At 61.8% G+C, this 23,020-nt stretch carries 17 protein-coding genes; 8 read left to right on the top strand and 9 right to left on the bottom strand.

All coding sequences use genetic code 11. The features are described 5' to 3' along the window. Nucleotides 1-2: 2 nt before the first annotated feature. The 5 genes from tadA to ACIOAU_RS00955 all read right to left on the bottom strand — a co-directional run bounded on the left by tadA (nt 3) and on the right by ACIOAU_RS00955 (nt 6,552). A complete protein-coding gene (gene tadA, locus ACIOAU_RS00975; RefSeq protein ID WP_101317025.1) occupies nt 3-488 on the bottom strand; it encodes a tRNA adenosine(34) deaminase TadA in 486 nt (161 codons plus the stop codon). Continuing rightward, on the bottom strand, nt 488-1,870 hold the full coding sequence (locus tag ACIOAU_RS00970; protein WP_101317023.1) for a multicopper oxidase family protein: 1,383 nt from the start codon (nt 1,868-1,870) through the stop codon (nt 488-490). Before ACIOAU_RS00970 ends, tadA begins: the two co-directional genes overlap by 1 nt. Before the next feature lie 139 nt (nt 1,871-2,009). Continuing rightward, nucleotides 2,010-4,061, bottom strand: coding sequence for a TonB-dependent receptor (locus ACIOAU_RS00965; RefSeq protein WP_401179425.1), 2,052 nt, complete (start codon nt 4,059-4,061; stop codon nt 2,010-2,012). Between the two features lie 246 nt (nt 4,062-4,307). After that, the gene (locus ACIOAU_RS00960) at nt 4,308-4,787 is read right to left on the bottom strand and encodes a GNAT family N-acetyltransferase (protein ID WP_401179422.1); all 480 of its coding nucleotides are present in this window, start codon (nt 4,785-4,787) and stop codon (nt 4,308-4,310) included. A gap of 124 nt (nt 4,788-4,911) precedes the next feature. Further along, nucleotides 4,912-6,552, bottom strand: a complete 1,641-nt coding sequence (locus ACIOAU_RS00955) for a methyl-accepting chemotaxis protein (protein ID WP_150573589.1) — start codon at nt 6,550-6,552, stop codon at nt 4,912-4,914. 304 nt (nt 6,553-6,856) lie between these two features. Between ACIOAU_RS00955 and ACIOAU_RS00950 the strand changes: the two genes are divergently transcribed. Together ACIOAU_RS00950 and ACIOAU_RS00945 are read left to right on the top strand one after the other, a co-directional pair. Beyond that, complete coding sequence (locus tag ACIOAU_RS00950) at nt 6,857-7,765, top strand: dienelactone hydrolase family protein (RefSeq protein WP_401179418.1); 909 nt, start codon at nt 6,857-6,859, stop codon at nt 7,763-7,765. Nucleotides 7,766-7,976: 211 nt separating this feature from the next. Continuing rightward, entirely contained in the window at nt 7,977-10,280 is a 2,304-nt protein-coding gene (locus tag ACIOAU_RS00945; RefSeq protein WP_188035487.1) for an autotransporter outer membrane beta-barrel domain-containing protein, read from the top strand. Between the two features lie 162 nt (nt 10,281-10,442). Here ACIOAU_RS00945 and guaA read toward each other — a convergent pair whose 3' ends face one another. From guaA to ACIOAU_RS00925, 4 genes are all read right to left on the bottom strand, one after another. After that, the gene (gene guaA, locus ACIOAU_RS00940) at nt 10,443-12,020 is read right to left on the bottom strand and encodes a glutamine-hydrolyzing GMP synthase (protein WP_103436237.1); all 1,578 of its coding nucleotides are present in this window, start codon (nt 12,018-12,020) and stop codon (nt 10,443-10,445) included. 78 nt (nt 12,021-12,098) lie between these two features. After that, nucleotides 12,099-13,568, bottom strand: a complete 1,470-nt coding sequence (gene guaB / locus ACIOAU_RS00935; RefSeq protein WP_101317008.1) for an IMP dehydrogenase — start codon at nt 13,566-13,568, stop codon at nt 12,099-12,101. An 86-nt stretch (nt 13,569-13,654) separates the two neighbouring features. After that, a complete protein-coding gene (locus ACIOAU_RS00930; protein ID WP_101317006.1) occupies nt 13,655-14,212 on the bottom strand; it encodes a sugar ABC transporter ATPase in 558 nt (185 codons plus the stop codon). A gap of 49 nt (nt 14,213-14,261) precedes the next feature. Then, nucleotides 14,262-15,017 carry a sulfite exporter TauE/SafE family protein gene (locus ACIOAU_RS00925; protein WP_101317004.1) on the bottom strand — a complete coding sequence of 252 codons (756 nt, stop codon included), beginning with the start codon at nt 15,015-15,017 and terminating at the stop codon, nt 14,262-14,264. Nucleotides 15,018-15,116: 99 nt separating this feature from the next. Between ACIOAU_RS00925 and xseA the strand changes: the two genes are divergently transcribed. From xseA to ACIOAU_RS00895, 6 genes are all read left to right on the top strand, one after another. Then, nucleotides 15,117-16,496 carry an exodeoxyribonuclease VII large subunit gene (gene xseA / locus ACIOAU_RS00920; RefSeq protein WP_150571054.1) on the top strand — a complete coding sequence of 460 codons (1,380 nt, stop codon included), beginning with the start codon at nt 15,117-15,119 and terminating at the stop codon, nt 16,494-16,496. A gap of 3 nt (nt 16,497-16,499) precedes the next feature. Further along, the gene (locus ACIOAU_RS00915) at nt 16,500-17,327 is read left to right on the top strand and encodes a M23 family metallopeptidase (RefSeq protein WP_150571055.1); all 828 of its coding nucleotides are present in this window, start codon (nt 16,500-16,502) and stop codon (nt 17,325-17,327) included. 342 nt (nt 17,328-17,669) lie between these two features. Next, entirely contained in the window at nt 17,670-19,343 is a 1,674-nt protein-coding gene (gene leuA, locus ACIOAU_RS00910) for a 2-isopropylmalate synthase (protein WP_101317000.1), read from the top strand. A gap of 159 nt (nt 19,344-19,502) precedes the next feature. Further along, nucleotides 19,503-20,426, top strand: coding sequence for a DUF6384 family protein (locus ACIOAU_RS00905; protein ID WP_188035482.1), 924 nt, complete (start codon nt 19,503-19,505; stop codon nt 20,424-20,426). A gap of 2 nt (nt 20,427-20,428) precedes the next feature. Further along, on the top strand, nt 20,429-21,778 hold the full coding sequence (locus ACIOAU_RS00900) for a hypothetical protein (protein ID WP_401179410.1): 1,350 nt from the start codon (nt 20,429-20,431) through the stop codon (nt 21,776-21,778). Nucleotides 21,779-21,816: 38 nt separating this feature from the next. After that, nucleotides 21,817-22,959 carry a merozoite surface protein 3b gene (locus ACIOAU_RS00895; RefSeq protein ID WP_401179407.1) on the top strand — a complete coding sequence of 381 codons (1,143 nt, stop codon included), beginning with the start codon at nt 21,817-21,819 and terminating at the stop codon, nt 22,957-22,959. Nucleotides 22,960-23,020 lie beyond the last annotated feature (61 nt).

Here is a 23,020-nt window from a genome sequence, read left to right as displayed (position 1 = left end):
GCTCAGCTCGAGGCTTTTGCCCGCCGCGCCTTGAAGAAATCGCTGAGTATCTGCCCGCATTCCTGCGCCAGCACCCCACCTTCGAACAGCACCCGATGGTTGAGAAAGCCCTGGGTAAAGAACTGCCCCTGGCTCTGCACGATCCCCGCTTTCGGTTCCAGCGCCCCATACACCACCCGCGCCACCCGCGAATGAACGATCAAACCTGCGCACATACTGCACGGCTCCAGGGTCACGTACAGCGTGCTGCCGGGCAGCCGGTAGTTGCTGGCCGCCTGCGCTGCAGCGCGAATGGCGACCATCTCGGCGTGGGCGCTGGGGTCGCTGTCGGTGATCGGTCGGTTGAAGCCGCTGCCGATCACTTCGCCACCCTGCACCAGCACCGCGCCAACCGGCACCTCGCCCAATGCCGCACCTTGCGCAGCCAGCTCCAGGGCCATCTGCATAAAGGCCTGATCACGGCTGCGATCGATAATCTGCGCGCGCATCAGACCACCGCAATCGCGGCCATCAGGCCGGTTTCCATGTGGTCGATGACGTGGCAATGGAACATCCAGGTGCCCGGGTTATCAGCCACCAGGGCCACCTGGGCGCGCTCGTTCTTGCCCAGCAGGTAGGTATCGGTGAACCACGGCTCGGTGATTTTGTGCCGGTTGGAGCTGAGCACCTTGAAGCTCATGCCATGCAAGTGAATCGGGTGCTGGTACTGGGTCATGTTCTTCAGCTCGAAGATGTAGCTCTTGCCCTTTTCCAATGTGGCGATCGGGCGGTCGGCGCAGGTCTTGTCGGTAATGTCCCAGGCCTTGCCGTTGATCTGCCACAGGCTTGGCGGGCGGCCGCTGTCGGTGTCGACCGAAACCTTGCCGACCCACTCGAAATTGAAGTTGATCTTCTCGGCGTTGGCCAGGTCTGGTTCGGCGATCGGGTTGGCCGGTAATGCCGGCGGCCATTCACCGGGGGCGTCGCTGCTGGCAACCGAGCGCAGGGTGCCGAGGCGCACAAAGCCGTCGCGCAGGGAGATCTCCTCGCCGGCTTCAGGGATGCGGATCGCCAGGCAGATGCGCATGCCAGGGCCCAGCCAATAGTCATCGTCCAATGGCCGCGGCGTGACCGGGTTGCCATCGAGGGCGTAGATCATCGCCTCGCAGTTGCCACGCAGGTTGATGCGGTAGGTCCAGGTATTGTCGAGGTTGAGCAGGCGCACGCGCACGACCTGCCCGGCCGGCAGCTCGGTGACCGAATCGGCCTGGCCGTTGATGGTGATCAAGCGCCCAGCGGTGCCATTGCGCGCAGCTTCACGGGGGATGCTGAACGGCAGCCACCCGCCCTGCTCGTCGACGTGCCAGTTTTTCAGGCTCAGCGTGCGCTCATGCTTGAAGCCGGTGGGCTCGCGCTCTTCGACGATCAGTGGGCCGACCAGGCCCCGACCAAGCTCCTCGGAGCTGCTCACGTGCGGGTGATACCAGTAGCTGCCGGCGTCCGGCACGCGGAACTTGTAGTCGAAGTACTCGCCGGGCTTGACCGGCAGTTGCGAGACATAGGGCACGCCGTCCATTTCCAGCGGCAGGCGGATACCGTGCCAATGGATGGTGGTTTCGACCGGCAGGTGGTTGATGAAGCGCACCCGCAGCCAGGTGCCCTGGCGGACCCGCAGCTCGGTGCCCGGCGCCGATGGGCCAAAGGCCCAGGCCTCGGTCTTGAAGCCCGCTACCAGCTCGACTTCAAGCGGCGCGGCGATCAGCTCGTAGTCATGTCCGGCGTTGTCGTCCTCGACCTTGCCCAGCCAGTAGCGCGCTGCGCCTCCAGCGCCCAGGCCAACCACGACCAGGCCAGTCAGGCCCTTGAGCATTTGTCGACGGGTAAAGGACATCGGTGCAGGTACCTCGTTATACGCGATCAGTCTGCCAGCACGGGGCGGGCAATGAAGGGCGAATACGATACACCTGCAAATGCGAAAGATTAAGTGAAGTGTTGATGGTCTTAACCTTCGAACCCCAGCTGGTCAGGCTTTACAACTTCATGTTGAGCGAGACAAACGCCGAGCGGCCCGGTGCTGGCGAAAACATCGGCTGATCGTCGCCGCCCCAGAAGAAGTTGTCGTACCAGACGTATTCGTACTCGCGATCAGTAAGGTTCTTCAGTTGCAGGTCGACACTGGTCGCGCTGGAGATACGGTAGCGCACGCTGGCATCCAGCACGGCAAAGCCACCGTACTTGCCTTGCTGATTCTGCGCATCGATGTAGTAGTCGCCCTGGGCGCGGGCCTGCAGGCCAAAGCGCCAGTCATCGTTGTACTGGTAGTCGGCGCCGAGGTTGCTGATGTAACGCGGCGTCGAAAACACCTCCTTGCCCGCCAGCGACTCGCCAGTGGCGGCGAAGGCCTTGACCACCTTGGCCTCCTGAATCGAGTGCGAGCCCCACAACGTCCACTGTTCGTTCAATTGCGCGTTGAGCTGCAGGTCGATGCCGCGCCGACGGGTTTCACCAAGCCCCACCGAGGTGCCGGTGGCCGGCATGTTGGCCACTTCATCGGTAGCATCCTGCTGCCACACGGAAGCGCGCGCCTCAGCGCCGTCGAACGGGCGGAACTTGACCCCCAGTTCTTTGCCGGTATTGATCGACGGGTCATAGCTGGCCTGGCCGGCACTCAAGTAGGCCGGGAAACTGCTACCGGTAAGAATCTGGAACGTGCGGCCCCAGTTGGCGTAGACGTCGACGCTTTCGCTGACGCTGTAGACCACGCTCAACTTCGGCTGCTGGATCCAGCCGTAGTCCTGCAACGAGGCCTTCTGGCCGCCGAGGGTGGTGGTATTGCCGTCGAACTTGTCGACACGCATGGCCGGGATGATCTTCAGTGACTCGATCGGCTGGATGATCGCCTGCACATAGCCACCGAGGTTGCGCAAGGTGTAGTGGTCGTCGTCCTGAATGCGCGCGGGGGCTGCATCGAAATCGGTCGGCACGCCAAAGCTGTAGCGTTGCCGGCGATAAGTGTTGTCCTGCTCTTCTACGTTAATACCGCCGTCCAGGGTCAACAGGTCGTTGGCGCGCCAGGTCAGCGTGCTCAGCAGGCCGGTCTGCTGCTCGTCCCACATGCGGCGCTGGCGCGGGGCGTTGCCCAGCGGGTAGTCAGTGAAGGTGATGGTGCGATCATCGTTGTAACTGTTGTAATAGAGCTTGTTGCTCATGCTCAATTGATCGCTGAGTTGCCAGTCCATGTGCAGGCTCAGCTGCTTCATGTCGCGGTCGTCGCCGTCGTTGGCGTTCTTGGCGGGCGACTGGGTGCGGCTGGCGCGCAGCTCATCGCGGGTGAGAAACCCGCTCTCCTCGGCCTGGTGGTGATACAGCCGGGCGATCAGGCCAACGCGCAGGGTCTGCGCGTCATCAGTAACGAACCATTTGCCGCCGAGGGCGTATTTATTGGAGTTGCTGTTGTCGCGAAAGCCGTCCGAGTCCTGCTTGGCCAGAATGTAGTTCTGGGCGAAGTTACCCGCTTCATGGCCGATCGCCAGCTGTACTTCACGGGTATCGAAACTGCCGTAAGTGACTCGGCTGTCGATGTAGTTGCCACCCTGGCGGGTGACGTAGTTGATGTTGCCGCCGATGTTGTGCAGGCCGTAGCGCGGGTCGTTGGTACCGCGGACCACTTCGATGTAGCTGATGTCGAGCGGGAAAACCATGTCGACAAAGCGCTGGTTGCCGCTGTTGACGTTGCTCGGGATGCCATCGATGAGCATCTTGATGCCGTTGATGTAACCCTCACCGTTGAAGGCGCGGAAAGTCGCCTTGCCCGACTCGGCGCCCTGCCCTGTCTCAGTCAACTGGATGCCCGGCATCTGCCCGAGCAACTGCCAGCTGTTCATCACGTTCTTGTCTTCGACCTGATCGCCGCCCAGCACATCGACCGAGGTCAGCACATTCTCGGTGCGCAGCGCCGTGCCGGCTGCCTGCGAGACCTTGATCTCGCCCAGGGTGATGATCGAGCTACCGGTTTGATTGGCATGAAGGTCGGTCATGACCAGCGCGGTCAGCGCGGCAAGTGATAGCGGGGCGGTTCTCATTACAACTCCTGATCAAGCACAAGTGGGACAACGCTGGTGACCCACAGCCAAAGACGAGGAGCGATTCTACGGTTGTTATAACATAACAATCCACAACAAGTTTTGCGCTTTCTGTAGGAGCGGCCTTGTGTCGCGAAAGGCGCGCGAAGCGGGCCCGGCGATTTGCGGTGCTGCACAAATCTTGGGGCCGCTACGCGGCCCTTTCGCGACACAAGGCCGCTCCTACAAAAAGCGCGTAGCGCCTGATCAGCCGGTAGCAAACGCGACCAACGCCTCCCCGCTCAAGCGATAGCCAATCCACTCATCCTGCGCCTTGGCGCCAATGGCTTCGTAGAATTCGATCGCAGGGGTATTCCAATCCAGCACCGACCATTCAAAGCGTCCGCACCCGCGTGCCACTGCCATCTTCGCCAGATGGCGCAGCAATGCTTTACCCGCGCCTGCACCACGCTGTTGCGGCGACACGTACAGGTCCTCCAGATACAAGCCGTGCTTGCCCAGCCAGGTCGAGTAATTGAAGAAATACACGGCAAAACCAATCGGCTCGCCGTCCAGCTCGCAGATCAGGCCATGGGTCGTACTGTGCTCGCCGAACAGGCTGCTCGCGATCCCGGCGACGTCGGTCTTGACCTCGTGTTCGGCCTTTTCATAGATCGCCAGTTCAGTGATAAAACGCAGGATCAGCGCAGCATCGGCGCGCTCGGCAGGGCGGATTGTCAGCGTCATTGCGAGGGTTCCGGTAGGGAGTGGCGGCTCAAGCTTAATTGAAAACGCGGCCGACAAGCGCTTGCCAGTCACCTGCATGCCTCCATGCAAGTGACTGGCAAGGCTCAAGCCCTATGTTCGCGGCTTACAGCTTGAAGGTGCTGACCAGCTGATTGAACGATACCGCAAGGCGCGACAGCTCCTGACTGGATGCGCTGGTCTGGTTGGCGCCTGCTGCGGTCTGGGTGGAAAGATCCTGAATGTTGACCAGGTTACGATCCACTTCCCGCGCGACGTTGGCCTGCTCTTCGGATGCGGTGGCGATCAGCATGTTGCGATCGTTGATGCCAGCGATGTTCTGAGCAATGCGCTCAAGCGATTCGCCAGTGGCTTTGGCCAATTCCTGGGTATTGCTGGCCAGGGTACGGCTGTTGCCCATGGCCTTGACCGCGTCGTCGGCGCGCGATTGCACGCTGGCGATCATCGCTTCGATCTCGCCGGTGGAGGCTTGGGTGCGCGCGGCCAGGGCTCTGACTTCGTCGGCCACCACAGCAAAACCGCGGCCCTGCTCACCTGCCCGCGCCGCCTCGATGGCCGCGTTGAGTGCGAGCAAGTTGGTCTGCTCGGCGATACCACGGATGACGTCGAGGACTTTGGCGATATCGCGCACGCTGCCCGCCAACTCATCGACAATCACGGTCGACTGGCCGATCTCGGCATTCACACTGGTGATCGCCTTGACCGCCTCACGCGCCTGATCGCGGCCGCTGGCTGCTTCATTGCTGGTGTGGCGGGAAGCCTCGGAGGTCGATGTGGCGTTGCGCGCCACTTCGTCAACCGCAGCGCTCATTTCGGTGACGGCGGTAGCCGCCAGCTGGATTTCGTCATTTTGACGGACCAGGCCGCGGCTGCTCTCTTCGGTCACCGCGTTGAGCTCTTCGGCCGCCGAGGCCAGTTGATCTGCCGCACTGGCAATCTGCTGGATAGTGCCCTTGAGCCCGCTTTGCATCGCGCCTAACGCCGCGAGCAACTGGCCGCCTTCGTCACGATGGCCGCTTTCAATGGTTTTGCTCAGATCGCCACCGGCAATTCGCTGCGCGTTGCCAACCGCCAATGCGATCGGCGCACTGATCACCCGGCTGATGAAAATACCCAGCAGCAGCGCAGTGATGAAGGAGGCACCGATGCCAAGGTAGAGGTTGAGCTTGGCAGCAGCCTCGCTGTCGCGAGCATCCTGTGCACCTTCACCGATCTGCCGGTTGTTGGACTTGACCATGATCTCCATCTCGTCCATCACGGTGCGATACGCCTGGTGCATTTCTCCAGCCATCAGCTGCTTGGCTGCGGCCAGATCACCACGCTCGATGGTCGCCGCCACACGCTCAATGATGGCCTGATACGCTGGCCAGTCCTTTTCCATACGATCGCCCGCGGCACGCTCGTCATCCGCCAGCGGTGTGGCGCGGTAAACGGCGAAGGCGCGCTCGCTGGTTTGGCGGTTTTCATTCATGGAAGCAACAATGGCGCTGCGCTCAGCGGCGTCGCTGCCTGCGATGGAAGCTGCCAGCAGACGATACAAATCGCGGTTTTGGGCAATGGCATCGGACCGCGCCTCTGCGGTCTTGGCCACCGACACCAGGTTGTTGCTGAAGACCAACTGCAAGTTTGTAGACAACGAGCCAATTCCCTGGCTACCGATAATCCCAACGATCAACGTGATGGAAGCGCATAGCGCGAATGCAACATACAACTTGGTTGAAATCTTGGCGTCGTGGAACCAGTTCATATACGGACCTGCACGGGGAGAACGAGCTGCGATCGCCGCGGCGGGCGCATCGTCAGGCTATCGACCGTTCCCAGCAAGCCTGAAGGCCGTGGCGGGCTGTTTATTTCATCCTGAGCGGGGCGTGTTGGCGTGCCAGGGATCATCTGGCTCTGTAGTATCGGTAGACGTCGCGCAACTTGCACCAACCGAGCCAGACTGCCACTCCAAGCAACCATAGAAGTATCAATATCTTGGCTACGGCAGAGGCCACCTCGATCTGGAAGCCGGCGAGCTATTAAATATCAGCCATGGTAATCCACAACCGATGAGCAATAGATACGCCCCCTACTCTCAGGCACTGGTCTACCTCGGTAAAGCCTGGCTAGTGGTCATAAGCGCGCTGCTTGTGGCCTGCCAATCGCCACGCGAGGCGTTGCAGCACCTGGCTGACGCACAGGGTCGCCAGGTTGAGGTGCTGCCGGGACGCGCCTTCCCGCTGCTGGTACTGACACCGCACACTGCAGGCAACCAGACTCGCCTGCGCGTCTACCTCGAAGGCGACGGCCATGCCTGGGCCACGGCCAGCCAACCCAGCCTGGATCCGAGCCCGCACAATCTGTTGGTGGCCCGGCTGGCGCTGGCCGACCCGGCACCAAACGCCTACCTGGCACGCCCTTGCCAGTTCGTCATGAGCGCGGCGTGCCGCCCAGAACTGTGGACCAACAAACGGTTTTCTCAGGACGTGGTCACTCGCCTCAGCCAGGCGCTGGACCAATTGAAACAGCGCTATGGCAACCAGGAATTCGAACTGGTGGGGTATTCAGGTGGCGCCGCGCTTGCCTTGCTGTTGGCAGCCCAGCGGACTGATGTGACCCAGGTGCAGACACTGGCTGGCAATCTCAGCCCGCGCTTGTGGGCCGCAATGAAAAACCTGTCGCCACTCGACGGCTCGCTGGAGCCACTGGACTACCGGTCTCAGCTCGCCTCTGTTCCACAGCGGCATCTGGTTGGAACAGCGGACCAGATCATTCCAGCGACTCTGGCTGACAAATACCAACAAGCGCTTGATTCCCCACTGTCCCACACAGTCCGCATTTACGGCGCCAGCCATGACCAGGGCTGGGAAGCGGCATGGTCTGAGTGGCTTGAAACTCCGCTGAAAAATGAGGCTTGGCAAAAAAAGACTACTGTTGACCATCTCACGAACAGCAAAGTTCCGGTTATTGCTGATTAATCCTGTATTTCTCTAGAAAATAGCTAGCTGGTCGCATTTCTTGGATTTTTCCCCTTAAAAAACCCGATCAAGGATGAATCATTCTAATGGTTTGGTGTAAATTCGCTCGCGCTTGACTCAGCACTTCACTGACAAGCTGGCAGGGATGCCTGAAACAGACGCTGACGCGTAGGTCCTCCCATGTCAGTTTCTGCCCTGTAAGGATACTGCCTTGAACATTTCTCCTATGCGTCGCTCATTGCTCGCGCTCGCCATTGCGGCTACCACGACTACCGCAGCCAATGCCGTTCCCGTGGCCGACGTCAATTACGACCTGAGCACCGGCCAATTCATCAGCATCGATGAGACCTTTGGCAACGCCACTTTCACCGGAACGTCGACGGGCGCGGGTGTATACCTGCAAGATGTGACCCTGGGTGGCAATCTGGTCAATCAGGGCAATATCAACCTGACAACCAAGAGCCTGACCGACTACGCGGGCGGTGTCTCCATGACCCTGAGTTCCACCGTCGCTGGTGACGTGGTAAACCAGGGCAACATCACGGTGGACGGCCCCGGCGCGATGGGCTTGGATCTGTACGGAGCGGTCATCGCCGGTGAAGTGAACAACAGCGGCAACATCAGCGTCACGGGTGAAAACGCCAACGGCATGATGATCACCTCGACTCAGGCACGCATCAACAACACCGGCATCATTACCGCGCGCGGCCTCGACTCGGCCGGTATCGAGATCGACCATGCTCAGTTCACTGGCCAGATCAACGACGTCTTCAAGACCGACGTCAATAATAGCGGGACCATCTCGGGCGAAGGCTTTGGCATTCACTTCGTCGGCCTGGATCCCGCTGCCGGTTTCGATACCTTCGCCATCACCCAGACAGCTGGCCTGATCGAAGGCGGCGAGGCTGCAATCAAGGCCAATGACGGTGCCGCTCCATCGTATTTTTACTGGCAAGGCGGCCAGGTAAAGGGTGATGTACTGGGCTTGAGTGGCGTGCTGGTGCAAGGCGAGGCGATGTTCGATGGCTCGACCATCCGCGCCGGCTTCGTCGATATCGACGGCGGCCGCCTGACCCTGCTGCGCCCGCAGACGACGATTGACGGCGACCTCGACATGGACAGCGACACCGCCCGCCTGCGCCTGCTGCTGGACAACGACACCCTGCCGAACAGGCCGATCCTGACTGTCACCGGCAATACCTTCTTCTCCGCCGGCAGCCAGATCGAACTGCAGGCGCGCTCCGACGACTTCCGCACTTCGGCCCAGGGCACCCGCTACACCCTGCTCAACTCCGGCACTTGGGAGGACCCAGAGAACCTCTCGGTGGTCTCCTCCTCGGCGCTGCTTGAAGTGAAGAACTTCGGCATCGAAGGCCAGGATGTGAAAGCTCTGGTTGCCACCCGCAGCGATGAGGTGATCACGGAAAACCTGCTGGAAGCGCGTGGTTCGCGCAACGCAGTGAACGCCATCAAGCCGTTCAAGAACACCGTCATGGGCCAACTGGACGAAAGCGACCCGGTGTTCCAGCGTTTCGCCAACGCCGCCACCAGTGAAGAGCTGGCCAAACTGGCCGAAACCCTGACCCCAGACGTCAGCGGTGGCGCAATCCACGCCGCCACCAACAGCCAGAACCTGGTCGCCGGTGCCATCAACCGCCGTGCCAGCAAGGCGCGTAGCGGCCTGTCCTCCGGTGACGTGCTGGCCGAGCAAGGCGTATGGCTGCAAGCGCTGACCAGCGATGCCAACCAGGACCGCCGCCACGGTATCGACGGCTACGACGCCAACACCAACGGCATCGCCGTGGGTGCCGACGGCAAGCTCAACGCCGACACCACCGTGGGCCTGGCCTACAGCTACCTGACCAGCGACGTCAAATCCGACCTGGGCAGCAAAACCGATGTCGAAGGCCATGCACTGACCTTGTACGGCAACTGGACCCACGACAACTTCTTCGTCGACACCTCGCTGATGTATGGCTGGAACGACAACGAGTCCAAACGCTACATTGCCGGCACCCGCGCCAAGGCCAGCTTCGACAGTGACATCTTCGGCGTCAACGCCCTGGCTGGCTACACCTTCCAGCTCGACAAGCAATGGCTGCTGGAACCTCAGGTCGGTGCACGCTATGCCAACGTGTCGATTGATTCGTACCGTGAAAAAGGCAGCTCGGCCGCCCTCAACGTCGGCAGCCAACGCTACGAAATCGGCGAAATGGGCCTCGGCGCTCGCCTGGCAGCAGCCTTTGATGTAGGTGTGGGCACGCTGGAACCAGAAGCCAAGCTGATGGCCTGGCACGACTTCATCGGCGACAAGACCGCCACCACTTCCACCTTCGTCCTCGGCGGTACGCCGTTCACCACCACCGGTGCGACACCTGCGCGTGATAGCTACGAGCTGGGCCTGGGCGCCAACTACCGCGTCGGCGCGTGGAGCGTGGGCGGTAACTACAGCTACCTGACCAGCAGTGGGTTCGACGCGGATACCTTCACCGCAAACGTGCGTTACGACTTCTGATAGAGGTCTGCGCCTGAAACGACAAAGCCCGCGAATGCGGGCTTTGTCGTTTCAGGCTGTGGTTGACTTGAGGACGCCAGGGCTGCTTCGTAGCCCTCGCTTACCGCCCGCAGATAGAGAAAAACCGGCCTAAGCCGGTTTCTCAATCGCTGCGCTAGCAGATCATTCCCACTCAATCGTCGCCGGCGGCTTGCTCGACACGTCATAAGTAACGCGCGAGATGCCTTCGATCTCGTTGATGATCCGCCCGCTGACCGTTTCCAGCAGCTCGTAAGGCAGGTGTGCCCAACGTGCGGTCATGAAGTCCACGGTCTCGACGGCGCGCAGGGCCACGACCCAGGCGTAGCGACGGCCGTCACCGACCACACCAACCGACTTGACCGGCTGGAACACTACGAAGGCCTGGCTGGTCTTGTGATACCAGTCGGCTTTGCGCAGTTCTTCGATGAAGATGTGGTCAGCGCGACGGAGGATGTCGGCGTATTCCTTTTTCACTTCACCAAGGATACGTACGCCCAGGCCCGGGCCTGGGAACGGGTGGCGGTAGACCATGTCGTACGGCAGGCCGAGTTCCAGGCCGAGTTTGCGCACTTCGTCCTTGAACAGCTCACGCAGTGGCTCGACCAGCTTGAGGTTCATTTCCTCTGGCAGGCCGCCGACGTTGTGGTGCGACTTGATCACGTGGGCCTTGCCGCTCTTGGCGCCAGCCGACTCAATCACGTCGGGGTAGATGGTACCTTGGGCGAGGAACTGGATGTTTTCCAGTTTGCTGGCTTCGGCATCGAACACGTCGATGAAGGTGCGGCCGATGATTTTGCGTTTTTTCTCCGGGTCGGCTTCGCCTTCCAGGTTGCCCAGGAACTGAGCTTCGGCGTTGGCGCGGATCACCTTGACGCCCATGTTCTCGGCGAACATGGCCATCACTTGCTCACCTTCGTGCAGGCGCAGCAGACCGTTGTCGACGAATACGCAGGTCAGCTGGTCGCCAATGGCGCGGTGCAGCAGCGCAGCAACCACCGACGAGTCGACGCCGCCGGACAGGCCGAGCAGAACGTTGGCAGTGCCGACCTGGGCGCGAACCTGAGCGATGGCATCTTCAACGATGTTGGACGAGGTCCACAGCGCTTCGCAGCCGCAGATGTCGAGGATGAAGCGCGACAGGATGCGTCCGCCCTGCTTGGTGTGGGTCACTTCAGGGTGGAACTGCACGCCGTAGTAGCCGCGGCTGTCGTCGAACATGCCGGCGATCGGGCAGCTTGGGGTGCTGGCCAGAACGTGGAAGTTCTCTGGCATGCGGGTGACCTTGTCACCGTGGCTCATCCAGACATCGAGACCGAATACGCCGTCGGCGTCTACATGGTCTTCGATGCCGTCGAGCAGGCGGCTCTTGCCGACCACGTCGACGCGGGCGTAGCCGAATTCGCGCAGCTCGGAGCCTTCAACCTTGCCGCCCATCTGCTCGGCCATGGTCTGCATGCCGTAGCAGATGCCCAGCACTGGTACGTTGAGGTCGAACACCGCTTGCGGTGCACGCGGGCTGTTGGCTTCGTGGACCGACTCTGGGCCGCCAGCGAGGATGATGCCGCGCGGGTTGAATTCGCGGATCGCTTCATCGTCCATGTCGAACGGGTGCAGCTCGCAGTAGACACCGATCTCGCGCACTCGGCGGGCGATCAGCTGGGTGTACTGGGAACCGAAGTCGAGGATCAGGATGCGGTGAGCGTGAATGTCGAGGGCCATGACTCAATCTCGTCAGTGGAAATCGGAAACAACACGGGGCTGTCGTAACAGCCCCGCTTGCTAATGATGCTGGAAGCCTCAGCCTACGCGGTAGTTTGGCGCTTCCTTGGTGATCTGCACGTCATGCACGTGGGACTCGGCCATGCCGGCACCGGTGATGCGTACAAACTCCGGCTTGGTGCGCATCTCTTCGATGGTGGCACTGCCGGTGTAGCCCATGGACGAACGCAGACCGCCCATCAGCTGGTGAATGATTGCAGCCAGTGCGCCCTTGTACGGTACGCGGCCTTCGATGCCTTCCGGGACCAGCTTCTCGGCGCCGGCCGAGGAATCCTGGAAGTAACGGTCGGACGAACCTTGCGCCTGAGCCATTGCACCGAGCGAACCCATGCCGCGGTAAGCCTTATAGGAACGACCCTGGAACAGCTCGACTTCGCCTGGTGCTTCTTCAGTACCGGCAAACATCGACCCCATCATCACGCATGAGGCGCCAGCGACGATAGCCTTGGACAGGTCACCGGAGAAGCGGATGCCGCCGTCGGCGATCAGTGGTACGCCGGTGCCTTCGAGGGCCGCGGCAACGTTGGCGATAGCGCTGATCTGCGGCACGCCGACACCAGCGACGATACGCGTGGTGCAGATCGAGCCTGGGCCGATACCGACCTTGACTGCGTCAGCGCCGGCGTCAGCCAGGGCCTTGGCGGCAGCACCAGTGGCGATGTTGCCGCCGATCACCTGCACGTGTGGATAGGTTTCCTTGACCCAGCGAACGCGGTCGATCACGCCTTTGGAGTGACCGTGGGCGGTGTCGACCACCACCACGTCAACGCCGGCAGCAACCAGCGCAGCAACGCGCTCGCCGGTGTCCTTGCCGGTGCCGACCGCAGCGCCGACGCGCAGACGACCCTGGTCGTCCTTGCTCGCCAGCGGGTAGGCCTTGGCCTTTTCGATGTCCTTGACGGTCATCATGCCCTTGAGGCTGAAGTTGCCGTCTACGATCAAAACTTTTTCCAGGCGGTGCTTGTGCAGCAGCTCGCGGACTTCGTTCTTGTCGGCGCCTTCGCGGACGGTGACCAGACGCTCTTTTGGCGTCATCACATCACGCACCTTGGCGTCCAGACGGGTCTCGAAGCGCACGTCACGGGAAGTGACGATACCGACCAGGTCGCCATTGGCCAGCACCGGAACACCAGAGATGTTGTTCAGGCGGGTCAGGTCGAACAGGTCACGCACGGTGGCGTCGGCTTCGATGGTGATCGGGTCCTTGACCACGCCAGCCTCGAACTTCTTGACCTTGCGCACTTCGCTGGCCTGTTGTTCGATGGTCATGTTCTTGTGGATGATGCCGATACCGCCTTCCTGCGCCATGGCGATGGCCAGGCGGGCTTCGGTAACGGTGTCCATGGCAGCGGATACCAGCGGAATGTTCAGCTCGATGCCACGGGTCAAACGGGTCTTGAGACTGACTTCATTGGGCAGTACCTCGGAATAACCAGGTACAAGGAGAATGTCGTCGAAGGTCAGTGCTTCTTGGCTGATACGCAGCATCGCGGGGGCTCCCGGGCGGGAAAATTGGAAGCGCGCCATTATACTCATCCACGGCGCGCCACTCAATGCAAAATAAGGGCCTTCGGTCAGGCCTGTGGCAGTTTTACCTGCACCACGGCTACCGGATGGTCGAGCCAGTCGGCAAACGCGGCGAGGAAGGTCGAGGTAAAACCGGCCTCGCCCCAGTTGTTGAAGATGAACCCCAGGTTGGAAAAGGCACATGGCTGCAGGAATAGAAAGCCATTGATATCGTCTTCGAAGGCGCACAGCGGGCAGGTGAAGTTGTCGCTCACCCCCGGCATCCACTCCTCCAGGCTGTCGAACAGCGGCTCGCCGACTTCGCGCCGGCACTCCGGGCAGCCGGCTTCTTCAAGAAAGCCTTCGGTCGGCGTATAGATGCAGCGCTTGAGCATCACTTCCAGGCCGTTGACCGGCTGATCGAACGGCAGCAGCTCAGGCCGCAGGGCGATCTTGCGCGCGCCTGGCGCCAGCGCGTAGGCCATGCGGTTGCCGCTGCGCCCACAGGTGCTCAACTGCTCCTCGACGATTTTCTCCCTGACCAGCCAGCGCAGGATCGCCCGCGCGCGGGCTTCGTGCACCGGGACGGTGGACAGTTTGGGGACAATGATGCTCTGGGTGTTCATGAACAAGGCAGGCCTGGGACTTCAATAATCGGCCAATTCTACCCCCTGCTCAGCTCGTCAGGTAGCGAACAATCAAGGCCACACCGCTGGCCAGTACCAGCCAGGTCACCAGCCGCACGAAGGCTTCGCGGGAGAGTTTGAAGCTCAACCGACGGCCAATCCAGGTGCCCAGAAACATCACTGGCAGCAAGCACGCCGCCAGCAACAGCAGGCTTATGTCGGCATACACCCCGGCGATAACGAACAACGACAGGCGCACGATGGTGCTGCAGCTGATCAGGGCGCACTGGGTCGCGCGGGCCTCATCCTTGGAATCCAGCCGTGCATTCAGGTAGATCGCATAAAGGAAACCACCACTGCCGAACATGGCGCCGAACAGCCCGCCGACGGTTCCCATGGGCACCGCCCAGAGCGGATTCAGACGTGTCGGCCGGGTTTTGATCGCCAGGCCATAAATGGCATAGGCCGTAACAAACACGCCCATCAGCAGCAACAGCAGGTCTGATTTCAGCTGCAACAAAAACACCACGCCCAAAATGCAACCGATGGCCATGAACGGCAGCAGCCGCAGCAACTCGGCGCGGGCGACGTCCTTGCGCGACGGCAGCAAGTTACCGAACGCCGCGATGAAGTCGAGCAGCACCAGCAGCGGCACCACCTTGGACAGCGGCATGAAATGAATCAACACCGGCGCTGCAATCAACGCCGTACCAAAGCCGGCAATGCCGAACACGATGTAAGCCGCGCTGACCGCGAGCAGCACGGGTAGCCAGTCGAGGCCGGTAAACGGCAATTGAGCGAGCATGCAAGTCCCTCCCTGGGCAATGCGCAAAGGTAGCATTCCAGCGCATGCTCGGTGCAGAGGGCGATGCACAAGCTGGCCTTGTCCTTTATGATGCCGAACATGATCAAAGACCCTTTCGAACGACTCGGCCTCGACCGCGAGGTCCTCACCGTCAGCCAACTCAACGGCCGCGCCCGCGTGCTGCTCGAGGACGTGTTCCGCAACGTCTGGGTTGAGGGCGAGATTTCCAACCTGGCCCGGCCCGCCTCTGGCCACATCTACTTCACCCTCAAGGACAGCGGCGCGCAGGTGCGCTGTGCGCTGTTCCGGCAGAACGCCACGCGCGTGCGTCAGGCACTGCGCGATGGCCTGGCAGTGCGCGTGCGCGGCAAGGTCTCGCTGTTCGAGGGGCGTGGCGACTATCAGCTGATCCTCGATACGGTCGAACCGGCTGGTGACGGCGCCCTGCGCCTGGCCTTCGAAGCGCTGAAAGAGAAACTCAGCGCCGAAGGGCTGTTCAGCACCGAGCGCAAGCAGCCACTACCGGCGCACCCACAACGCATCGGTATCATCACCTCGCCGACCGGCGCGGTGATCCGCGACATCATCAGCGTGTTTGGCCGGCGCGCGCCGCAGGTCGAGCTGAACCTGATCCCGACTGCCGTGCAGGGCCGCGAGGCGATCAACCAGATCGTGCGCGCCCTGCGCCTGGCCGACAGCCGTGGCTTTGATGCCCTGATCCTGGCCCGTGGCGGCGGTTCGCTGGAAGACCTCTGGTGCTTCAACGAAGAAGCGGTAGCGCGTGCGATTGCCGCCTGCGTGACGCCCATCGTCAGCGCTGTAGGCCATGAAACCGACGTTTCGATCAGTGACTTCGTCGCCGACGTACGTGCACCCACGCCGTCCGCTGCCGCCGAGCTGCTGGCCCCGGACAGCAGCGGTTTGCAGCTGCGCCTTGAGAGCCTGCAACGGCGGCTGTTGCTACGGATGCAGAACCGCCTGAGCCATGACCGCCTGCGCGTCGAAGGCCTGGCCCGCCGCCTGCGACATCCCGGCGAACGCCTGCGCCAACAGGCGCAGCGTCTGGACGATCTGGACATGCGCCTGCGCCGCGCCTTTGCGCTGAACATGCGCGCACGTCAGGAGCGCCTCGGCCGCCTCGACACGCGCCTGGCCGCGCAGCACCCGGGGCGCACGCTGAAGTTGCTCGGCCAGCGCCTGGACAGCCTCGCCGAGCGCCTGCCACGAGCCATGCGCGAAACCCTCAAGGACCGCCGCCAACGCTTCCAGGCCCAGTTGCAGACCTTGCAGGTGGTCAGCCCGCTGGCGACCCTGGCGCGTGGCTACAGCATCCTCCTGGATGAGCGCGGCCAGGCCATCCGCAGCGCGGCGCAGACGCGCAACGGTCAACGCCTGACCGCTCGCCTCAACGAAGGTGAGCTGCAGGTGCGGGTCGAAGACAACCACCAGACTCCGGTCACCCTTTCGCTATTGGATTGACACATGCCCCGTTTGCTCGCCCCGCTGCTTGCCCTGTCTTTGCTGCTGCTGACCACTGCGGCCCAGGCCAGCTACATCACCCGCACCCTCAACAAGCCAGTGCCGGGCGGCGTCGCCGTGGTCGACCTGGGCCCTGCTGCCAACGCCCCACAAGCGCGCTTTGACGGCAAGCCGGTGCTGGTGGTCAAGGAGCAGGACAACTGGCTGGCGATCGTCGGCATCCCGCTGACACAGAAACCCGGCACTGCCACCCTCAGCCAGGGCAACCGCAGCCTGCCGTTCACCGTCGGCAGCAAGAAGTACCCCGAGCAGCACATCACCCTGAAGAACAAGCGCCAGGTCAACCCAGACCCGGCCGACCTCAAGCGCATCGACCGCGAGCTGGCCGAGCAGATCAAGGCCTACCGCAGCTTCAGCCCGGCCCTGCCGAGCAACCTGATCCTCGACAAACCGGTCAACGGGCCGCTGTCTAGCAAGTTTGGCGTGCGCCGCTTCTTCAACGGTGAAGAGCGCAATCCGCATGCCGGGCTGGACTTTGCCGTACCCGCCGGGACGCCGATCAAGACCCCGGCCAACGGTACGGTGATCCTGATCGGTAACTACTTCTTCAATGGCCAGACCGTGTTCGTCGACCACGGCCAGGGCTTTATCAGCATGTTCTGCCACATGTCGAAAATCGATGTGAAGAATGGCCAGCAGCTGCGCCGTGGCGACGTGGTTGGCCGGGTCGGCGCGACCGGTCGCGCCACCGGCCCGCACATGCACTGGAACGTCAGCCTGAACGATGCGCGGGTTGATCCGGCGATTTTCATCGGCGCATTCCAACCCTGAGCGCAGGCCAGGCAAGAGCTTCCCTGCCACCGGAAAGCTCTTGCGCTGATGAAATAGACTGCGCAATTTAATCGGGTTCTGAATTTGATCGCGGCGATTCAATCTCGCCAACTGCACATTCTTGAACATTTATCTCAATTTTTTTTCAAGGCTTGCCAACCCTCACCGCTGTGGTTAGGGTTGAAGCCATGAAAACCTCTAGCACCCTCATTTTGCTCCGCCAACACCGCAGCCTCTGCCTGGTCAGTGCCCGACTACCAGGGTGAATCGCGTCGCCTCGCCTATTCATCTCGTTATCGTCCGGCAGGCCCGATCTCGGCCGCACCCAAAAGGATTATTCGCATGACCATGCTCAAAGACCCGTCGAAGAAGTATCGCGCCTTCCCCACCATCGATTTGCCCGACCGCACCTGGCCATCCAAGACCATCACCGAAGCGCCGATCTGGTGCAGCTCGGACCTGCGTGATGGCAACCAGTCGCTGATCGAGCCGATGGACGCGGAGAAGAAGCTGCGTTTCTGGAAGACGCTGGTGCAGGTTGGCGTGAAAGAAATCGAAGCGTCGTTCCCGTCTGCCTCGCAGACTGATTTCGACTTCGTGCGCACCTTGATCGAAGGCGGCCACATCCCGGATGACACCACCATCCAGGTACTGACCCAGGCCCGCGAAGACCTGATCGCACGCACCTTCGAGTCGCTGCGTGGGGCGAAAAAGGCCATTGTCCACCTGTACAACGCCACCAGCCCGTCGTTCCGCCGCATTGTCTTCAACCAGGACAAGCAAGGCGTCAAGGACATCGCCGTCAACGCCGCCAAGCTGTTCGTCAAATACGCAGCGCAGCAGCCCGAGACGCACTGGACCTTCCAGTACTCGCCAGAGACCTTCAGCGCCACCGAACTGGAGTTCGCCAAGGAAGTCTGCGACGCCGTGACCGAGGTGTGGAACCCGACGCCTGAGCACAAGATCATCTTCAACCTGCCAGCTACCGTTGAAGTGGCCACGCCGAATATCTACGCCGACCAGATCGAGTGGTTCTGCCGCAACGTCAATCGCCGCGACAGCGTGATCATCAGCCTGCACTGCCACAACGACCGTGGCACTGGCATTGCTGCCACCGAGCTGGGCCTGATGGCCGGTGCCGACCGCGCCGAAGGCTGCCTGTTCGGCAACGGCGAGCGCACCGGCAACGTCGACCTGGTGACCCTGGCACTGAACCTCTACACCCAGGGTATCGACCCACAGCTGGACTTCTCCGACATCGACGGCGTGCGCAAGGTCGTCGAGGAGTGCAACCAGCTGCCAGTGCACCCGCGTCACCCGTACGTCGGCGACCTGGTTCACACTGCGTTCTCCGGCTCGCACCAGGACGCCATTCGCAAAGGTTTCAGCAAGCAGCAGGAAGGCGAGCTGTGGGAAGTGCCGTACTTGCCGATCGACCCGGCCGACATTGGCCGCAGCTACGAGGCGGTGATCCGCGTCAACAGCCAGTCGGGCAAAGGCGGCATCACCTACCTGCTCGAGCAGGAGTACGGCATCAGCCTGCCACGCCGCATGCAGATCGAGTTCAGCCAGGTCGTACAAGGTGAAACCGATCGCCTGGGCCTGGAAATGACCGCCCAGCAGATCTACAAGCTGCTGCACAAGGAGTACCTCCAGGCCAACGCCCCGTACGCCCTGGTCAGCCACCGCCTGCAGGAAGAAAACGGCAGCAGCAAGGTCGAAGTGGAAGTAGCCGGTGAAGGCGAAACCAACCTGCACTGGCACGGCAAGGGCAACGGCGCGCTGGAAGCGCTGGCGGCCTGCATGCCGGTTGCGGTAGAAATCATGGACTACAACGAGCATGCCATCGGTGCCGGCACCAACGCCAAGGCTGCCGCCTACATCGAGCTGCGCGTTGCCGGTGGCCGCCCGGTGCATGGTGTAGGTATCGATGAAAACATCACTACTGCAAGCTTCAAGGCGCTGTTCAGTGCCCTGAACCGCTCACTGAGCCAGGAACAGGCGCAAGCCGCCTAAGGCCACGGCCTGTGCAAAAGCCCGCAGCGATGCGGGCTTTTTTGTGCGCTTGGGTTTTATTGCCGGGGCCATCATTTTGCCGCGAAGACTGGATATAATGCTGCAGCCTTTTCCCACTCATGCAAGGACCCCCATGAGCCAGCTGCAGGACTGCTACCGATGAGTGTCTCGCTAAGCGATCAGATGGCGGCAATGGCAATTGTCGACCAGCTTCGCCATCGCGAGATGGAAATCCAGGAGCACCTCGACCTGCCGCAACGCCGCACCGATGTGGCCGAGCGCATCCGTACCTACTACAAGAACAACGGCATCCGCTTTAACGACGCCCAGATCGAACAAGGTGTGCACCAGTTCTTCTCGAGCAGGCTGATGTTTGAAGCACCGCCCCTGAGTCGCAAGCAACGCCTGCTGGTGCGCCTGATCATGGCACGGCGGTTGCTGCTAACCTGGGCCTTCACCCTACTGCTGTTTGGCCTGCTGATCCTCGGCGGCAACGCCCTGATGGAGCAGCGCGAGAATCTCAGTGCGCTCAATGTCAGCGCAAGCCAGGACTATCAGCAGCGACTGCTTACCCGGCTCAACGCCACGGCGCTGCCCGCCAGCGACCGCCAGCGGATCTTCAGATGGAGCGAGAAAGCCAGCGAGAACATCGCTGCGGGACGCCTGAAGGCAGCCAACAGCAACCTCGATTCGCTCAAGTATTACCTCGATTACGCTGCCCAGCCGCTGACTATCCAAATAGTTGATCGCCCTGGGGTCAAGTCTGGGGTCGAACGCTGCTACGAGGCGGCTGGCTGCAGCAGCAACAGCACGCGCGGCAAGGCCTGGTACTTGGTGGTCGAGCCGCTCGACGTCGCTGGCAAGCCGGCGCTGATGGAGGTGACCAGCATAGAAACCGGTGAGACCCGCTGGAGCAAACTGTTCGCCGTGCGCGTCGGCTATGACAGCTACCTCAAAGTGCGCGAGGACAAGCTCGACGACGGCCATATCAGCGACCTGATGATGGGCATAAAACCCGTCAACAGTCTGGTGCCTTACTTCCCTAAGGGCACCATTCCCCTTCAAATGATCCTGGAGTGGTAACCATGACCCCGAGCGAACTCGCGCGCGCCCTCGAAGACAACTCACACCGGGCCGAACAGCGACTGCGCGAGGCCGAACAGGCGCTATATGCAGGGTCCGAGCACGAGGCCCAGCTCGAACACCAGATAGCCTCGAAGCTGGGCGACATCGCCAGCCTGCAATTGCACGACACCGCCGCACTGGATGCACGCACCCGCCAGCAGCTGGAACAACGCGAGCAGGCCCAGACCGCACTGGTTCAGGCCTTGAAGCAGGCTGAGCAAGTCATCGGCAATACGCTGCCCAAACACGATGCGCTGCGCCAGGATATCGCCCAGCTCGAAAAGCAGGTGCAGGAGCAGCTTGAACAGAATCCTGAGGCGCGCCTGTTGCTCACGCAGCTTGAGGCCGCCCAGCAGGCCGAACAAGGCGGCCACAGCAGCTACGAAGAGATTCGCGATGAGTGCGAGACCAAGTTGCAAGGCTACGCCGGCAGCCGGCTGTACAGTTACCTCAAAGCGCGCGACTACGGCACCGACCGCTACCGCCCCAAGCCACTGCAGCGCCCGCTCGACAACTACCTGGCCAGGTGCGTCGACTTTCAGCGCAACCAAGCCAACGAGCAGATCCTGCTGACCATGCAGGCGCGCAACGAAAGCGCGCGCCAGGCCCGCAGCGCGATACGCGAGCAACTGCAGGCGCAGTATCAACCGCACCTGGAGCAAGCCTGCGAAAAGCTCGGCATGCCAAAACTGCAGACCGAGGAGCAGGCGCTGAGCACTCTGCTGAGCGAATCCAAGGCCCGCGCCACGTCCCTGCAGGCGCAGTTGATCGAATTCGCCGAACAGCGCGACCCCTACCTGACGGGCATCCGCCAGACCATCACCGAGCGGCTCAAGGCGCGCCCAATGGCCGAGCTGATCGCCGCCGCCGCACAAACGCCGGACCCTCGTGACGACGTGTTGGTGAGCGAGCTGCAACTGCTGCACGGGCGCCTGAATGCGTTCCGACAAGGCCAGAAAAGCCTGCAGGACCGGGTAGCGGATCGACGCCACTACTACGAACGCGCCAAGGCCCTCGAGCACGGCCTGCGCGACCAGGACTTCCTGGACGATGAATGCGAGTACACGCTGGATCAGCCAATCAAGCACATTCTCGGCGAATACATGCGCGGCGCGCTGGATCAGGAGGCGGTTGAAGAAATACTCGATGAGGGCCGCGACTACGAGACGCAGTACTCTCGTAAATCTTCGTACATCTCGAACTCGTACTCCTCCGGAGGCTTTGCCGGCCGCTCCAGCAGCAGCGGCAGCGGCTTCAGCACCTCGCGCAGTTCCGGTGGCGGCGGATTCCGCACCACCGACAGTTTCTAGGCTATCCCATTCAGACCCCTACTCATGCAAGGACTCCCATGAGCCAATACCTCGAACGCGCCCTCGAAGGCCTGCGCAAACTTGGCATTTCCTTCGGCCAGCCAGCGCAACCTGCACCGGTACTGATGCTGCTGAACAAGGTCGCGCACTATGACAACCAGCGCATCACCGGCATCGCTGCAGTGTTGCAGCAGGCCACCCTGTTCAACCAGACCGTGCGTGAACAGATCGCCGGCATGGACATCTCCGACCGCTACATGAACGTCACCGACAGCTTCACCTCGATTCGTGAAGATGCCGCCGCCATGGCGTCGTGGATGGACGACGGTCGCCTCGACACCCTCGAGCGGCTGAAGATGGGCTGGATGCACATGGTCCGTGGCTCGATCCCGAGCCGCTTCGAGGACATCCGCAAGCACTACCTGGACGTCAGCGCAGCCGCCAGCGACCAGATCAGCCGCGAAAGCCAGATTCTGGAGTCGTACACGGACTTCCGCCTGGCGATGAAAACCGCCGAAGTGGACGCACAGGAAGTGCTCACCCTGGCCGCCAAGGCACTGCAGCAGCGCACCGAGGCACTGGACGCAGCCAACGTCAGCGTAACGGCCGCCGAAGGTGCAGAACCTGCCCGCCGCGCCGCGCTGGAACTGAGCCGCGACGAGGCAGTTCGGGCGTTGCAGGACGAAGACAAGCGCTACCAGATCATCAAGGACATCGCCGATGATCTGCGCGTGGGCTACAACACCGCCGAGATGGTGTTTGCCCGCATCAGCCAGGTGCATGTGGTCAAGGAGCGCCAGTACCAGCGCATGGTGTCGTTCTTTGCCACCAACGAAGTGGTCCTCACCAGCCTGGCCGTGTCGTTCACTGCCAACAAGGGCATGGCCGAAGCCACCCACACCCTGAACGCCACCACCGACGGCATCAACAAGGGCCTGGAAACCTTGGGCGAGTCGGGCGGCAAGCAACTGGAAGCAGCAGTCAAAGCCAGCTATGGCTCGACCCTGAGGGTGGAATCGGTGCGCGCCCTGGCCCAGGCTACCCTGGACTTCCAAAGCGAAATGAAAGGCCTGACCGCCACCTACCGCGCCGAGTCGACCAAAGCCGCGCAGGAAATCGCCGACGCCGTCGAAGATGCCAAGCGTGCGTTCTCTGCGCTGCTGACCAAAGCAGCGCAGTAACACCCCGCCACCTGGCGGCCCCGTCCGGGGCCGCTTCTGAATTTGTCTGGAAACACCGCCC

The organism is Pseudomonas sp. NPDC088322, assembly GCF_044740745.1.
Taxonomy (GTDB): Bacteria; Pseudomonadota; Gammaproteobacteria; order Pseudomonadales; family Pseudomonadaceae; genus Aquipseudomonas; species Aquipseudomonas shirazensis.
Note: the sequence above shows the minus strand (reverse complement) of the source record. Positions and strands in the feature narration are given on the sequence as shown.

What these genes read in the sequence shown, in the direction of transcription:
- ACIOAU_RS00955 (WP_150573589.1), bottom strand. Translation starts at nt 6,552, where the DNA reads ATGAACTGGTTCCACGACGCCAAGATTTCAACCAAGTTGTATGTTGCA.
- guaA (WP_103436237.1), bottom strand. Translation starts at nt 12,020, where the DNA reads ATGGCCCTCGACATTCACGCTCACCGCATCCTGATCCTCGACTTCGGT.
- ACIOAU_RS00950 (WP_401179418.1), top strand. Translation starts at nt 6,857, where the DNA reads ATGAGCAATAGATACGCCCCCTACTCTCAGGCACTGGTCTACCTCGGT.
- tadA (WP_101317025.1), bottom strand. Translation starts at nt 488, where the DNA reads ATGCGCGCGCAGATTATCGATCGCAGCCGTGATCAGGCCTTTATGCAG.
- ACIOAU_RS00915 (WP_150571055.1), top strand. Translation starts at nt 16,500, where the DNA reads ATGCCCCGTTTGCTCGCCCCGCTGCTTGCCCTGTCTTTGCTGCTGCTG.
- ACIOAU_RS00925 (WP_101317004.1), bottom strand. Translation starts at nt 15,017, where the DNA reads ATGCTCGCTCAATTGCCGTTTACCGGCCTCGACTGGCTACCCGTGCTG.
- ACIOAU_RS00895 (WP_401179407.1), top strand. Translation starts at nt 21,817, where the DNA reads ATGAGCCAATACCTCGAACGCGCCCTCGAAGGCCTGCGCAAACTTGGC.
- ACIOAU_RS00965 (WP_401179425.1), bottom strand. Translation starts at nt 4,061, where the DNA reads ATGAGAACCGCCCCGCTATCACTTGCCGCGCTGACCGCGCTGGTCATG.
- ACIOAU_RS00900 (WP_401179410.1), top strand. Translation starts at nt 20,429, where the DNA reads ATGACCCCGAGCGAACTCGCGCGCGCCCTCGAAGACAACTCACACCGG.
- ACIOAU_RS00960 (WP_401179422.1), bottom strand. Translation starts at nt 4,787, where the DNA reads ATGACGCTGACAATCCGCCCTGCCGAGCGCGCCGATGCTGCGCTGATC.
- leuA (WP_101317000.1), top strand. Translation starts at nt 17,670, where the DNA reads ATGACCATGCTCAAAGACCCGTCGAAGAAGTATCGCGCCTTCCCCACC.
- ACIOAU_RS00930 (WP_101317006.1), bottom strand. Translation starts at nt 14,212, where the DNA reads ATGAACACCCAGAGCATCATTGTCCCCAAACTGTCCACCGTCCCGGTG.
- ACIOAU_RS00970 (WP_101317023.1), bottom strand. Translation starts at nt 1,870, where the DNA reads ATGTCCTTTACCCGTCGACAAATGCTCAAGGGCCTGACTGGCCTGGTC.
- guaB (WP_101317008.1), bottom strand. Translation starts at nt 13,568, where the DNA reads ATGCTGCGTATCAGCCAAGAAGCACTGACCTTCGACGACATTCTCCTT.
- ACIOAU_RS00905 (WP_188035482.1), top strand. Translation starts at nt 19,503, where the DNA reads ATGAGTGTCTCGCTAAGCGATCAGATGGCGGCAATGGCAATTGTCGAC.
- xseA (WP_150571054.1), top strand. Translation starts at nt 15,117, where the DNA reads ATGATCAAAGACCCTTTCGAACGACTCGGCCTCGACCGCGAGGTCCTC.